16 protein-coding genes are annotated in these 13,828 nt (G+C 54.1%); 13 read left to right on the top strand and 3 right to left on the bottom strand.

The genetic code is table 11. From position 1 onward, the window contains the following. Positions 1-50 precede the first annotated feature (50 nt). Positions 51-506, bottom strand: a complete 456-nt coding sequence (locus AACY42_RS06620; RefSeq protein WP_339477893.1) for a flavodoxin — start codon at positions 504-506, stop codon at positions 51-53. A gap of 155 nt (positions 507-661) precedes the next feature. Between AACY42_RS06620 and AACY42_RS06615 the strand changes: the two genes are divergently transcribed. Next, positions 662-1,135 (top strand): PAS domain-containing protein, encoded by a 474-nt coding sequence (locus tag AACY42_RS06615; protein ID WP_339477892.1) that lies wholly within the window; start codon positions 662-664, stop codon positions 1,133-1,135. 54 nt (positions 1,136-1,189) lie between these two features. Next, complete coding sequence (locus tag AACY42_RS06610) at positions 1,190-1,795, top strand: hypothetical protein (RefSeq protein WP_339477889.1); 606 nt, start codon at positions 1,190-1,192, stop codon at positions 1,793-1,795. Here AACY42_RS06610 and AACY42_RS06605 read toward each other — a convergent pair. Continuing rightward, positions 1,792-2,751: a MerR family transcriptional regulator gene (locus tag AACY42_RS06605; RefSeq protein ID WP_339477886.1), complete on the bottom strand. Its 960-nt coding sequence runs from the start codon at positions 2,749-2,751 to the stop codon at positions 1,792-1,794. The two genes, AACY42_RS06610 and AACY42_RS06605, sit on opposite strands and share 4 nt — an antisense overlap. Before the next feature lie 222 nt (positions 2,752-2,973). Between AACY42_RS06605 and AACY42_RS06600 the strand changes: the two genes are divergently transcribed. The 8 genes from AACY42_RS06600 to AACY42_RS06565 all read left to right on the top strand — a co-directional run bounded on the left by AACY42_RS06600 (position 2,974) and on the right by AACY42_RS06565 (position 8,633). Next, positions 2,974-3,543, top strand: a complete 570-nt coding sequence (locus AACY42_RS06600; protein WP_339477883.1) for an antibiotic biosynthesis monooxygenase — start codon at positions 2,974-2,976, stop codon at positions 3,541-3,543. A gap of 209 nt (positions 3,544-3,752) precedes the next feature. After that, positions 3,753-4,463 (top strand): dihydromonapterin reductase, encoded by a 711-nt coding sequence (gene folM / locus AACY42_RS06595; RefSeq protein WP_339477880.1) that lies wholly within the window; start codon positions 3,753-3,755, stop codon positions 4,461-4,463. A 20-nt stretch (positions 4,464-4,483) separates the two neighbouring features. Next, on the top strand, positions 4,484-5,044 hold the full coding sequence (gene folE, locus AACY42_RS06590; RefSeq protein WP_003205453.1) for a GTP cyclohydrolase I FolE: 561 nt from the start codon (positions 4,484-4,486) through the stop codon (positions 5,042-5,044). Beyond that, positions 5,045-5,425: a dihydroneopterin triphosphate 2'-epimerase gene (gene folX, locus AACY42_RS06585; protein ID WP_014340149.1), complete on the top strand. Its 381-nt coding sequence runs from the start codon at positions 5,045-5,047 to the stop codon at positions 5,423-5,425. It abuts the gene before it with no gap. A gap of 97 nt (positions 5,426-5,522) precedes the next feature. Continuing rightward, a complete protein-coding gene (locus AACY42_RS06580; protein ID WP_003205454.1) occupies positions 5,523-5,819 on the top strand; it encodes a DUF1244 domain-containing protein in 297 nt (98 codons plus the stop codon). After that, complete coding sequence (locus AACY42_RS06575; RefSeq protein ID WP_339477877.1) at positions 5,812-6,150, top strand: HopJ type III effector protein; 339 nt, start codon at positions 5,812-5,814, stop codon at positions 6,148-6,150. Before AACY42_RS06580 ends, AACY42_RS06575 begins: the two co-directional genes overlap by 8 nt. A 303-nt stretch (positions 6,151-6,453) precedes the next feature. After that, the gene (locus tag AACY42_RS06570; protein ID WP_339477874.1) at positions 6,454-7,704 is read left to right on the top strand and encodes a 2-aminoadipate transaminase; all 1,251 of its coding nucleotides are present in this window, start codon (positions 6,454-6,456) and stop codon (positions 7,702-7,704) included. Between the two features lie 242 nt (positions 7,705-7,946). Continuing rightward, complete coding sequence (locus AACY42_RS06565; protein WP_339477871.1) at positions 7,947-8,633, top strand: GntR family transcriptional regulator; 687 nt, start codon at positions 7,947-7,949, stop codon at positions 8,631-8,633. Here the strand turns inward: AACY42_RS06565 and AACY42_RS06560 are convergent. Continuing rightward, a complete protein-coding gene (locus AACY42_RS06560) occupies positions 8,615-9,691 on the bottom strand; it encodes a D-alanine--D-alanine ligase family protein (protein ID WP_339477868.1) in 1,077 nt (358 codons plus the stop codon). The two genes, AACY42_RS06565 and AACY42_RS06560, sit on opposite strands and share 19 nt — an antisense overlap. Before the next feature lie 110 nt (positions 9,692-9,801). On the opposite strand from AACY42_RS06560, the gene AACY42_RS06555 reads away from it, so the two are divergent. From AACY42_RS06555 to AACY42_RS06545, 3 genes are all read left to right on the top strand, one after another. Beyond that, positions 9,802-11,442 (top strand): B12-binding domain/radical SAM domain-containing protein, encoded by a 1,641-nt coding sequence (locus tag AACY42_RS06555; RefSeq protein WP_339477865.1) that lies wholly within the window; start codon positions 9,802-9,804, stop codon positions 11,440-11,442. Next, positions 11,429-12,607 (top strand): PLP-dependent transferase, encoded by a 1,179-nt coding sequence (locus tag AACY42_RS06550; RefSeq protein ID WP_339477863.1) that lies wholly within the window; start codon positions 11,429-11,431, stop codon positions 12,605-12,607. The genes AACY42_RS06555 and AACY42_RS06550 overlap by 14 nt, the downstream gene beginning before the upstream one ends. 336 nt (positions 12,608-12,943) lie before the next feature. Beyond that, entirely contained in the window at positions 12,944-13,822 is an 879-nt protein-coding gene (locus tag AACY42_RS06545; RefSeq protein WP_339477860.1) for an LPD16 domain-containing protein, read from the top strand. Positions 13,823-13,828: the final 6 nt, after the last annotated feature.

Here is a 13,828-nt window from a genome sequence, read left to right as displayed (position 1 = left end):
TAGTTGCGTTGGCAGCCAGCTTACTGGCCGAACGAGTCAGCCCATCCGCTTCAAGGGCGCAACATGTCGATCAACTCAGCAAGCCATGGCTCGGCGTCGGTTTCCGGCGTGACGCTTTCGCTGGCATCCAGACGCAGCATCGGCAGCACCTCACGTACGCCCAATTCGACGAACAGCTCGCACATCTGCTCGCCACCGGCGCAGAAGGTGTCCCCATAGCTGGCATCGCCCAGACCGATCACAGCGCCAGGCAAACCGCGCAAGAACCCGGGCAACTGGTCGCGGATGACCGAATACAACGGCATCAAATTGTCCGGCAACTCACCCATACCGGTCGTAGAAGTCACTGCCAGCACGGCCTCTGGCGCGAATGCCTGCACATCCGCCAGGGTCGCACGAGGGTCGTGCCAAGTTTCGAAGCCTGCCTCGCGAAGCAGTTTGGCGGCGTGCCGGGCGACTTCTTCGGCGGTGCCATACACCGAGCCGGAAAGGATGGCGACTTTCATCAATCTGATCCTGAACCTGAAAAAAAGAGTCGGGATAGTAACAGTTGCACCTGTCAGGCTGCGAATGGCTCTCATCAGCCCTAATAGCCAGTGGACAGCCTATCGATTTCTTTTAGAATGCAGATTCAACAAGGACGTTTCAAAGGGCTATCTCCATGATCAAGGCTCAACTGATGCAACTGGTCATCAATGCTTCGAACGACGGGATTGTCATCGCCGAAAAAGAAGGTGATGACAACATCCTGATCTACGTGAACCCGGCCTTCGAACAATTGACCGGCTATCACCGCGACGAAATCCTTTATCAGGATTGCCGGTTCCTGCAATCAGGGGATCGGGACCAAGCCTCTCTGGGACCCATTCGCCAAGCCCTGCAAGAGGGCGGTGGCTGTCGTGAGGTGTTGCGCAACTACCGTAAGGACGGCACGCCGTTCTGGAATGAGCTGTCCTTGTCCACAGTCAAAAACCAGGCTGACGGACATACCTATTTCGTGGGTGTGCAAAAAGACGTCACGACTCAGGTCAAGGCTCAACACCGCGTCGCACAGCTGGAAAAGGAGCTGGCCGACGCGCGGGAGACAATTGCCCGACTCGAAGCGACGAACGGTTCAAACAAACCCACGAATTAATGGTCAGTCACTACAATCACCAGTGAACACGTAAATTATCATTTCGAGCAGATCATGCAGCGCGATGCCCTCCTGACGCAGGATGAACTGGATTTCATCCGGACCATGCAACACAACCCGCAGTTGAACGAGCGGGATGTCACGTCGAGCTTGCTGGTAAACGGCGGGTCGCAGATCCGTGACTTGCTGACACGCCTAGCGGCAAATGAGCAGGTTACGCTGCAAGCCAACTTCGAAAACCAGCAAATGACCTTTCCGCTGCATCTGGTGGAAGACGAATTCCATGCGATGCATCTGCGCTTGGGTGTGCCGAGCATCTATGAGGATGGACCGAAGATACGCCCATGGCGCCTGACGCTCGAAGAATCGGTGGCGTTGGAAAATATCAAGGGTCAGCCGGGACCGCTGTGGGTCCACGAAGTCTCCTGCAAAGGCGTATTGCTGGAGAACCGCAGTCGGGCCAAACCACCGAAGCAGTTTGCCTTGTGGTTCAGCCCATCAGGCTACGAGAGAATTTCGTTGCGAGGCACCTTTGAACGGGAAACCGATCGTGGTTTGTTCGCCTACCACCTGAGCCAGAATGATCAGGACGAGACGGAGCGCCTGCGCCAGTACATCCTGCAGCAACATCGCCTGACCCATCCTTCCATGCATCTCTAGGTGTCGAGGTTGCCTGCCAGAAATTGACGCAGGCGCTGGCGCATCACTGTCCCCTCATTCCCCAGGCAACCGATCGACGATCCAACCAGGCTCTCCTGTGCCAGATCGGATGCATCACCGGCCAGCATCAACGGGCAATCCAGGCTCATTGCCAATTTGCCCAGGCGCTTGGGCAAATCCGGGACCGGCGCATGATTGGAAACCAGCACCAATGCCAGCGGCTGGATCTTCTGGCACACCAGGGTCAGCTCGTTGAATGGCAGGCCGATCGACAGCGCCCTGACGCCCACATCCGCCTTGGAGAGGAACAGCGCCGCGACCAGCAACTCCAGCTCACGGCATTGGCCGGCAATGGCGCAGACCAGGACACGCGGCGCCCCAGCTTCGCGCTTGAGCAAAAGCCGCTGGATGATGCGCGAACGCAGGAACCCATCGAAAAACACCCATTCGCTGATTTGCCCGAACTCTGGCTGGCGATACAGCATTTGTCGCCAGAGCGGCATCAGGATGTCCTGGAATACGACCGACACGGTGTAGGTGGAAAAGACCTGCCCATAGACGCGATCCAGTTCGACATCGTCGAAGTTGCCAATCGCGTCCGCCACCTGTTGCTGCCACCGCGCGTGATCGGCCCTGACCAGATCGGACGAGATCAGCGTGGAGACCGGTTGCACCGACTCGGTTTTCGCCAGGATCTTTCCCACTTTGCTGACGGCCACTCCACGCTCTATCCAAGCCAGGATACTGCGCACCCTTTCAACATCGCTCAACGAGTACAGGCGATGCCCGCTTTCGGTGCGGGTAGGCTGGATTAAACCGTAGCGCCGCTCCCAAGCGCGCAGGGTCACGGGATTCACACCGGTCAGGCGCGCGACTTCGCGAATGGGAAACAGATCTTCCCGCACCAAGGCACCTGACGCCTGGAAAATGAAGTCATCTTCTGTGATTACACTCATTTTGGCAGACAATTCCGACTGGCAAATTGGATCCTAGTTTACCCCGCCCAGGACATGTCATAACAAGGATAAACGTATTCGATGGGCGATTTTGTTGTTTACGCCCAATCAGGAATAATCCTTGCCTGCTTTTTGGCGACCAGACGCTACCCACCACCCCCGGGGGCGTCCCCCCGCGAACCTCCTACCCGGAGTGCCGCGCCTGTCTTACGGAGATACATAATGTCTACCTCACCCGTCACCCTGATGGTTGCCCGCCGCGTCGCCAATGGACGCTATCAGGATCTGATCGCCTGGTTGCGCGAAGGCGAACAACTGGCAACCGACTTTCCCGGCTACCTGGGTTCCGGCGTACTCGCGCCACCGCCCCAGGACGATGAATTCCAGATCATCTTCCGCTTTGCCGACGAGCAGACGCTGCACGCCTGGGAGCACTCAGCCTCCCGCACGGCCTGGCTGGGACGGGGCAGCGATCTGTTTGCCCATCCCACCGAACACCGGGTGCGCGGCATCGATGGCTGGTTCGGCGCGGTCGGTCAGCGTCCGCCACGCTGGAAACAGGCCGTGGCCATCTGGCTGGCGTTCTTTCCCGTCTCGTTGTTGTTCAATTTCCTGTTGGGACCGCTGCTGGGCGAACTGGACCTGTTGAGCCGCGTGTTCGTCAGCACGCTGCTCCTGACGCCACTGATGGTCTACCTGTTTATCCCGATGTCGACCCATCTGCTGGCGAACTGGCTCAACGACACGTCGCAGCGAACGTTGCCGGTCAAGCCGTTCACACAGAATCGGTGATGCTGCCAGCCTTGGCAGCGGTCTCTGTGGGAGCGAGCCTGCTCGCGATAGCGGTGTGTCAGGCGATATTGGTGTTGGCTGACCCAGCACATCGCGAGCAGGCTCGCACACAGTGGAATACGGCGATATATCCGCTGGATTAGCCATCAATAGGTACACACTACCCGTCGCTGTTATAGTTTTGCTCTTGCCGTGAACCGAGTCGTCCTATGTCCAGCGCCAACGCTCCGATCCTGATCACTGGCGCAGCCCAGCGCGTCGGCCTGCATTGCGCGCGGCGATTGCTGGAAGACGGGCAACCGGTGATCGCGACCTATCGCACCGAACGCCCAGGCGTGCAGACGTTGCGAGACCTGGGCGCGGTCGTGCTGTTTGCCGACTTCTCCAGCGAAGCTGGGGTCCTGGCCTTTATCGAACAACTCAAGCAGCACACCGACCGCCTGCGGGCTATCGTGCACAACGCCTCGGCCTGGCTGGCCGAGGGCCCGGGCAGCGAAGCGGCGGCCTTCAACGCCATGTTCGGCGTGCACATGCTTGCGCCTTACCTGATCAACCTGCACTGCGCCGAACTGCTGCAGCGTTCAACCCCGGCGGACATCGTGCACATCAGCGATGACGTGACCCGCAAGGGCAGCGCCCGGCATATCGCCTATTGCGCCACCAAGGCCGGCCTGGAAAGCCTGACCCTGTCGTTCGCGGCGAAGTTCGCCCCGGCGATCAAGGTCAACGGCATCGCCCCTGCCCTGCTACTGTTCAACCCCGAAGATGACGCGGCTTACCGCGCCAAGGCCTTGGCCAAGTCCGCGCTGGGTATAGAACCTGGCAGCGAAGTGATCTACCAGAGCCTGCGTTATCTGCTGGACAACCCTTATGTCACCGGCACGACCCTGACCGTCAACGGCGGGCGGCACGTCAAATAGCCTTGTTTCGAGGATGCACCATGACGCTATCCCTGCCCCAGAACTACCGCGAGATCCTTATAGGCCTGGGGGAAAACCCCGAGCGCGAGGGTCTGCTCGATACCCCGGTCCGTGCCGCCAAGGCCATGCAGTACCTCTGCCATGGTTATGAACAAAGCGTCGAGCAGATCGTCAACGGCGCGTTGTTCGCCTCTGACAGCGATGAAATGGTGATCGTCGCCGACATCGAACTCTATTCACTCTGCGAACATCACCTGTTGCCCTTCATCGGCAAGGCCCATGTGGCTTATATTCCTACGGGCAAGGTCCTGGGGCTGTCGAAAATCGCCCGGTTGGTGGACATGTTCGCCCGCCGCCTGCAAATTCAGGAGAACCTGACCCGGCAAATCGCCGACGCGGTGCAGCAGGTCACCCAGGCCGCCGGCGTGGCGGTGGTGATCGAGGCCCAGCACATGTGCATGATGATGCGCGGTGTCGAAAAACAGAACTCGACCATGAACACCTCGGTGATGCTCGGCGCCTTTCGCGACTCCAGCACCACGCGCCAGGAGTTCCTGCAATTGATTCGACGGAGCAATTAAATGCCACAACTTCAGCCAGCCATGGCACGCATCAAGGTCAAGGACCTGCGCCTGCGCACCTTCATCGGCATCAACGAGGATGAAATCCTCAACAAGCAGGATGTGTTGATCAACCTGACCATCCTCTACGCCGCCCAGGAAGCGGTGCGCGACAACGACATCGACCACGCGCTGAACTACCGCACCATCACCAAGGCGATCATCGCCCACGTGGAAGGCAACCGCTTCGCCCTGCTCGAACGCCTGACCCAGGAATTGCTCGACCTGGTCATGGCCAACGAATCGGTGCTGTACGCCGAGGTCGAAGTCGACAAGCCCCACGCCTTGCGATTTGCCGAGTCGGTGTCGATTACCCTTGCGGCAAGCCGGGCGGCTTCGTAGCCGCTACTGGCTTCAAGCGGTAAACTTCAAGCCTGATCAACGCCATCCAATTTGCAGCTTGAAGCTCGCCGCTTGCAGCTGCCCGTCAGGAAACACCATGAACGACCAACAACGCCTCGAACTCGAAGCCGCCGCTTTCCGTCGGTTGGTTGCCCACCTGGACAGCCGCAAGGATGTGCAGAACATCGACCTGATGAACCTCGCCGGCTTCTGCCGCAACTGCCTGTCCAAGTGGTACAAGGCCGCCGCCGATGAACGCCAGGTCGAGGTCAGCCTCGATGACGCCCGCGAAGTGGTCTACGGCATGCCGTACGCCGAGTGGAAAGCCCAATACCAGAAAGAAGCCAGCGCCGAACAACAAGCGGCGTTCGCCAAAGGAAAACCCGATGCTTGACCTTGCTACCCTGCGTACCCGCCTCAAGAGCGGCGAACATGCCTTCGCCGACACCCTGGCCTTTATCGCCGCCGGCTACGACTACCAGCCCCAGGCCTTCAACAACGGTGGTGTGCAAAACGCCGCCGGGCAGAACGAAGGCTCGTGCAAGACCCTGGGCCTGGCACTGCTCGAAGGCTTGAGCGATGAAGAGGCGCTCCTGGCGTTCGGCGAACATTACCGTTCGGTGCTGGCCACGCCTGAAGGCAGCGATCACGGCAATATCCGCGCGCTGATGGCCCATGGGCTGGCCGGTGTGACGTTCGAGGCACAGCCGCTGCAACGGCGCTGATCGACCTGCTTTTTGTGGCGAGGGCTCCCGCAGGACTCTGTAGGAGCTGGCAAAGCCTGCGATCTCTTGATCTTTCACTTGAGACTCAAGTGTACGGGCAAAGATCGCAGCCTCGCTTCGCTCGACAGCTCCTACAAGCCCAGCGGGAGCAAGCTCCCTCGCCACGGGCTGCACACCCCAAATAAGCGGCACCTCACCACATCCCAACTTTTAAGATTGACCCGGCCACTTTATTTCGTTTGCCGGGCCCCTCTGCTCGCGGCTTAGATAACGCAAATTTCTCCATCGTCCGGGCCGTCATCCATGAGCAGCGAAACCATCAGCCAATCGATCTCCATCGTGCATCCCGTCAGCCTCAGCCACGGCAAGAATGCCGAGGTCTGGGACACCGACGGTAAACGCTACATCGATTTCGTCGGCGGCATCGGTGTGTTGAACCTCGGCCATTGCCATCCGCGCATTGTCGAGGCAATCCGTGAACAGGCCACCCGGCTGACGCACTACGCATTCAATGCCGCGCCCCACGCCCCCTACATTGAATTGATTGAGCGTCTGGCGGCGTTTGTCCCGGTGGATTATCCGGTCAGCGGCATGCTCACCAACAGCGGCGCCGAGGCGGCGGAGAATGCCTTGAAGATCGTACGCGGCGCCACGGGCCGTACCGCCGTGATCGCGTTTGATGGCGCCTTTCACGGCCGCACCCTGGCGACCCTCAACCTCAACGGCAAGGTCGCGCCTTACAAGCAGAAAGTCGGCGTACTGCCCGGGCCGGTGTATCACCTGCCGTACCCCAGCAAGGACAACGGCGTCACCGGCGAAGAAGCCTTGAAGGCCATGGAGCGGCTGTTCAGCGTCGAGATCGACGTGAATGACGTGGCCTGTTTCATTGTCGAACCGGTGCAGGGCGAAGCCGGCTTCCTGGCGATGGACGTGCCCTTCGCCCAGGCCCTGCGACAGTTCTGCAACGACAAGGGCATTGTGCTGATCATCGATGAGATCCAGTCCGGCTTCGGCCGCACCGGCCAGCGTTTTGCCTTCTCCCGGTTGGGCATCGAGCCTGACTTGGTCCTGCTAGGCAAAAGCATCGCTGGCGGCGTGCCCCTGGGGGGAGTGATGGGACGCAAGGCGCTGCTGGACAACCTGCCCAAGGGCGGCCTCGGTGGCACCTACTCAGGCAACCCCATCGCCTGCGCCGCCGCCCTGGCGACCCTGGATGAAATGACCGACGCCAACCTGCACGCCTGGGGCTCGCAACAGGAGGAGGCGATCGTCAGCCGCTACCAATCCTGGCGCAACCGTGGGCTGACGCCCTACCTCGGCCGCCTGACCGGCGTCGGCGCGATGCGCGGCATCGAGCTGACCCACGCCGACGGCACCCCGGCCTCGGCACAACTGACGCAACTGCTGGCCCTGGCGCGGGAATCGGGCTTGCTGCTGATGCCCAGCGGAAAATCGCGGCATATCGTGCGGCTGCTCGCGCCGTTGACGACCGAGCCGGCCCTGTTGGAAGAGGGGTTGGATATTCTGGAAGCGTGCCTGGCGAAGCTGGCCTGAAAATCAGAACGCTGAGAGTTGAAGCGATGACTAATTAAGAAATTTCCGCCGCGAGTAGGCGAATTTATAATTTTGCGGCAATTGCCGTAACCTTCGAAACTTATTTCATAGATCGCAAATGGTCGCATGTATGCGGGCTCTTTGTGTTTCTTATGAAGGCCCACCGAGGCATTAAAATTTGAGCCCTGTAGGAAAAATCTGATACCTTAATAGCCTTTCGTACAGCTGATTCGGAGGTCCTGTTGACTGGCTCACTTGATAGCTTTGTTGTTCCAGATAAGCATCGCTACAAGACCGCAATGTCTTTCGTGGTAGACGTGCTGCGACAGGGCGTCTTAACGGGTGCTATCGCCGAAGGTACCCCGTTACGACAGGACGATCTCGCAGCTAAATTTGGCCTCAGCCGAATGCCGATACGAGATGCAATTCGGCAGTTGGAAGCTGAAGGACTAGTCGTCTATGAGCCCCATAAGGGGGCTACCGTTGCAACTATGACCATTGATGACATCGTCGAAATTTACGACATGCGCATTATGGCCGAATGCACCGCGTTGAAGCTCGCATTTGGGAGTATTAAAGGAGAGCGAATTGCCGAGCTTAACAGTATTATCCAAGACATGGAGACGGCTGATCTTGATCAGTTCAGGGCTTTGAACCAACAATTTTTTGCTGTGCTATTTCAGCCAGTTCAACGCCCAAGACTCCATTCCTTAATAAAGTCCCTCCACGATTCGGTTGAGCGTTATTTGCAATTTATCTTAATAGACCTTGATCATCAGACACAGTCTGTACGGGAATATAAAATGCTCACTGATGCCTGCGCAGCAGGCGACCAGATCGGAGCTGTAAAAGCTCTAAAGAGCCATCTTTCCAACGCCCAAAAGACAGTCGTGTCTTTTTTAAAGTCGCGTCAAACATCTTCACCATAATGAAAAACAGAGCGGGCGGGCCCTACTGCGTTGTCCAAAATCTTCTCTATTAAACAAGTTAGGGAATAACCGGAGTGGCCAAACATTTGCGGATACATACTTACATCCGTAAAGCCAGGAAGGCTATTAGCTTCATTGAGAATTATTTCCTCATCTTCGGTTAAAAAAAAGTCGATTCTTGCGAAAGAACTAAGACCGAGACACTTAAAAGCACGTTTCGAGAGCTCCTGGATAGTCATTTTAGTTTTCTCACTTAACACAGCGGGGATACACAGCCGCGCCCCATTTTTATCTGCATATTTGGCGACGTAATCATAATAAATGTGAGGACCGAGGGGAATTATTTCGCCTGGTTCCGAAGCTATAAACTTGCCGTCGACTTGAAGAATACCGCACTCGATCTCGCGACCGCGTATCTCAGTTTCCAAAAGAACTTTAGCATCAAGATTTGCCGCTTCTGCGAAGGCAAGTTCATATTCATCTGCATTGACAATACGTTGTACTCCGATGGACGACCCCTGCGATGCTGGCTTGACATATATGCTACCGCCTAGTTTGGCAACAACCTCATGCCATGGCGGCATCCGCTGCTCACATGCAATGTAAGGAGTAATGGCAATACCCTCGGCTCTCAATAAACGCTTGGTAATATCCTTGTCCATCGCGATAGCAGACCCCAACGTAGACGATCCAACGCACCGCAAATTCGACATAGCAGCCAAGCCCTGTATCGTTCCATCCTCACCCCACGGGCCATGCAAGGCGGGAAACAGCAGATCAAGCTTGACCTCGCACACCTCACCCGAGCGCGCGTCCTCATAAAATATTATGGGGTATCCAAGCCTCATTGAAACGACAGGTGCCGAACCGTCCACAGCCTTCGGAAAAGAATCAGAAACGTTGTGATAACGCCAGATTCCCGACCTGTCTATGCCGATGCAATGCACCTCGCAACCAAGCTCCAGCAACGCCCCATAGATCCTCTTTGCGGATAGCAACGATACGTCATGCTCAGGGCTCCTGCCCCCAAACACTAGTCCTAGAGCCATTGCAGTCATAACATATCCTCCTTGGTTTATTGGCCATTGTATCCAATATCCATTTCATGACAACATCCCCTGATTGGTTCCGAGGCTATGAGGGCCTTGGAAGGCTTTTGGGGAACGCCATGGAACAGCGACCTGTAAAAGAAGACCTACAACTCAGCCGACGGTCTCCGCCGTCTTCCACAGCCCTTTATCCACAGCCCCGGATTCGAGCGCTTGCAGTTTCCGCTCCTGATTGGATCAGCGGGACCAAATCCGAACATGCACTCAACAGCACCGATCCCGCCAGCCTATTCAATGCTTGCCGCTACGCTGCAAATTTGGCACAGAAAAAAACTGGATCTTGGGCGGACAGTAATTGGGCGGTTTCTCGGAAAGAAATAAGAAAGTACTTCCTTCTCATGTACTCTCTCGATGATATGGACCGATTCGAGACACTTATCTTATCAATACGACCCAATCTTCTACTACTCGGAACTATGACCCTCTGTATGCCCGGAGCGATCGAGTGCGCCAAATTAGCCAAGAGACTATTAGGAGACGATATATTAATTGTACTTGGCGGCCGACATATCACAGAAACAATATACTTAGAGAGCGAACGCACACGTACTCCTTCGGCGGTTCGTCACCACAGCGCCTCTCCTGGAAGATTAATGAGAGAGGGCCGGATCCCTCCCATATTCGACATAATTATATCGGGAGAAGCAGAACAAATCATCGCAGAGATTGGTATTGCCTTTTGTAACTCACTCCCAGGTCGACCTACCTCAGTTGCCGACAGCATCCAGCCTGGGGTACCGGGATTATGGATCGCTGATTTTCCTAGGCTCAATCGTACACTGGTAAGCAGCGGTGTTCGATTGTCCTATGACGAGATCCCGTCCATAGTAAACATTTTTGGGGTAACAGCGTCCTTTGATATATTTAAAGGGCGGATGACCTCACACATTTTTAGCGATACCGGACCGGGTTGTGTATATGACTGTAACTTTTGCAGTGAGCGACGTAGCATAACGGGAAGTATTCAAGATATTAAAGGCGCGCCGCGCCGGGTGTATCGCCAGCTTAAAGACTCGGTCTCTATAATCGCTCAGGACCACCCAGGCAAAGGAGCCAGCGCCTTTGTTGAGGACTCAATTTTCCTAAGTGGGAGTCCATTAGCAATTAGTCAGCTTTGCGAACTTCTTGAGTATGAACCTCTCGATATCGTATTTGGAGGACAATTTACTATCGATCAAGTCGTCCGTCGAAAAAAATTAATCGCGCGCCTAAATAAAAACGGTTTGCAATATATATTCATCGGTCTCGAAACCTTTGATCCAGAAGAAATCGGTGGAATGAACAAAGATCTTGATAAACAATCAGGCTCTTGGCAAAACCGTTTTGCAAGCGCACTGAGTTTTCTTATCGAGACCAAGATATCTTGTGGTTGCGCGCTTCTATTTGGTTTAGGTGAGAGCCATTTAAGTCGAATCGCTCTGCTTGAGACGCTGATCGAGTACAAAAAGAAAACTGGAGAACCGAAAATAATCAGCGCGAACTGGGCGGTTCAGCATCCATTAAGGAATTGCCCTGAAAGCGAAGGAGAGGACTATTTACGATGGGGCACACCGAAAGGCCCTTTATTAAGCGCATTTCATCGTTTCGGAGAAGCCTCACTCGAATACCCCCTTTCGGGAGTCGCGCCAGTCGTGCTAGCTGAAGTAGAAGATATCCTCTCTCTGCTTAATGAATTCGAGTCAAACCATGAAAAAATCTAATTCGACTGCCCTTGCTCAAATAGGTCTATTCCCTTTAGGGAATGTGCAATCGACCACTACACCAGCTATAAATACCACAACATTTACCGTTAGAAGTCTTTCTGAACTCGCCCCCATCAACAATTCAAGCTTAATCAAAATCCGCAACAAACTTTTCTCGAAACTTTATTATGGAGGTGTCGACACTCCGACAACCCGCCAGCTTTCTCTAAAAATTGCAAAAATAGAAAAAGGCAAATTTGCTTTACTTGCCCCGTCTGGCCAAAGTGCGATTCACTTACTCATTGCAGCAAGGGCATTACCCGGCGATCACATACTAATTTGCGACACTGTAACTTATTCGACACAATGGCTTCTAGACCAACATTTCGCAGCGATTGGGATTGAGGTGGAGTATTTTGAACCAAGCGAAGCCTCTTCACTCTCCTCCCGTTTAAAGTCGAATACAAAAATAGTATTTTGGGAGTCCCCCGGAGCGTTTACCTATGAGCTTGTAGACGGAAGGGCAGTGGTAGAAGCATGTAAAAATCATTCGGCTTTTACAGTAGTTGATAACACTTGGGCTGCGTCTACGTTTTATCATCCGCTGGAAATAGGTGTTGATGCCACTCTAATTTCAATGACTAAATCCCATGCAGCTGTGAATGGTATTTCATTAGGCGCGATTGTCACTAACCATCAAGATTTTTTTGAAAGCGTCAAGGCAGTGGCTGCGCTTCTTGGCAGTCATGTAAGCTCAGAAACTTGTGCTAGCGCGCTCTATTCAATGAGCACCTTGAGCGCACGGCTATCGCTTCAAATGTCCACCACCCGCTACATAATAGATGTCCTTACTGGACTACCAGCTATTAAGCGCGTCCTACACCCTACAGTACCAAACGACCAAGATAATTTGTTCAACCGGGATTACAGCGGTTTCAACAGTCTCATATCAATAGAATTCGCATGCCATTACGAGGAAGTAATCACCCGCATTGACCGTCTGAGGGTTATCAAAGTCGGATATGGATGGGGGGGCACAATCAGCCTTGTTAGTCCTTTCAACCCTGCCGAGTGGAGGTCTGCGAAACGCCTTGATTTACGAAGTAGCTACGCACGCATCTATTTAGGGCTGGAAGACGCTCACGACATCGAAATGGACCTCAGAAACGCCTTTGGCCCTTAGTTCCCGCTGATATGGCCAAGACAGCCTGAGGTCAAGCGGAGACGACAGATTCCTGCGCATGCTTCGTCTCAGTGTTCAATTTTTCCGGCCCTGCCGTAGCGCTTTCGACTGAAAGCAAGCCGTCCTGAGGGCCCTCATCTCATCCTGGCCTGAAGGGATTCTCTTCATGCAAATTGCACGGTTACGTTTGACGATTTCAAACCGGTAGACTACGCTGGATTTTGTATCCAATATCCAACAATACTCTGAGAAGTTAAGCTCAAGAGAATAATAATGACTGCTGATGGCAAGCATAGATTTCCCAGCAAACTCTAATTATTGACATGGACTAGCCGGATGAAAAAAATCAATGAAAAGGAAATAACTGTTTACAACGAAAAATCCCTGCTAGACGAACTTTTTATATTGATGAATGACCTTGCTTTTAGCGAGGTCGTAGTTGTCGCCGGCCATTTCATGTTGTTTTATGATCCGAGCAACATGCGACTTATACCGGGTATCTTTGAAGACGTCGAAAACAAAGCACTCAGAGAGCAGATCAAAAAGCGCGTAGGTATATTTCCATCCTACACATGGGACTTGGGCATTCGGGTTGGCGAGCATTATCTATCAACACCCAATCGCACTGCAAAGCTACTTCTTTTAATTAACGACTGGCAATACGTGCCCGACAGCGGTACCGCGAGTGATTACCGACGAGATTTTTATGAGGGGTTCGAAGAACTTCCGACTAATTTCAGATCACGATTGAAAGAATCGAAAGTTATTTCAGAAAAAAATATATTCTCGAGCCAGAGGAATCCCTATGCTTTTCCGGAAACCTGGTTAAAAAATCGCTTTCAGAATGAGGCGACCCGCCTAGTCAAGGCGGGCAAATTACAAAAGCGCTTTCTTACAGATAAGCCTGGCATGTCGGAAATATCTTTTACCGATACACTGGGAAATTCCCTACCGCTAATCAGCTGTGGAATGACAGGTTGCGCTGGAGAAATTACCGAGATGATCTCAGAAGTCTACAAAGCTGGGGGACGCTTACTAATAATATTTGCTCCCGCAGAATGCCACGCTCCCATTCGTACTGGTGTAGAAATTGCTCTATCAATTTATGAGCTAACCAATATTAAAGTTGTTGTAGTAGATCTGGGGGGCAATGGCGAGATGACCCATAAAGATATCTATGACAGGGGCGTCAGTATAGTCTCCTACGAAGCGTAAGGAATA

This window comes from Pseudomonas sp. RL_5y_Pfl2_73 (assembly GCF_963970515.1).
Taxonomy (GTDB): Bacteria; Pseudomonadota; Gammaproteobacteria; order Pseudomonadales; family Pseudomonadaceae; genus Aquipseudomonas.
This window is presented reverse-complemented; position numbering and strand designations above follow the sequence as displayed.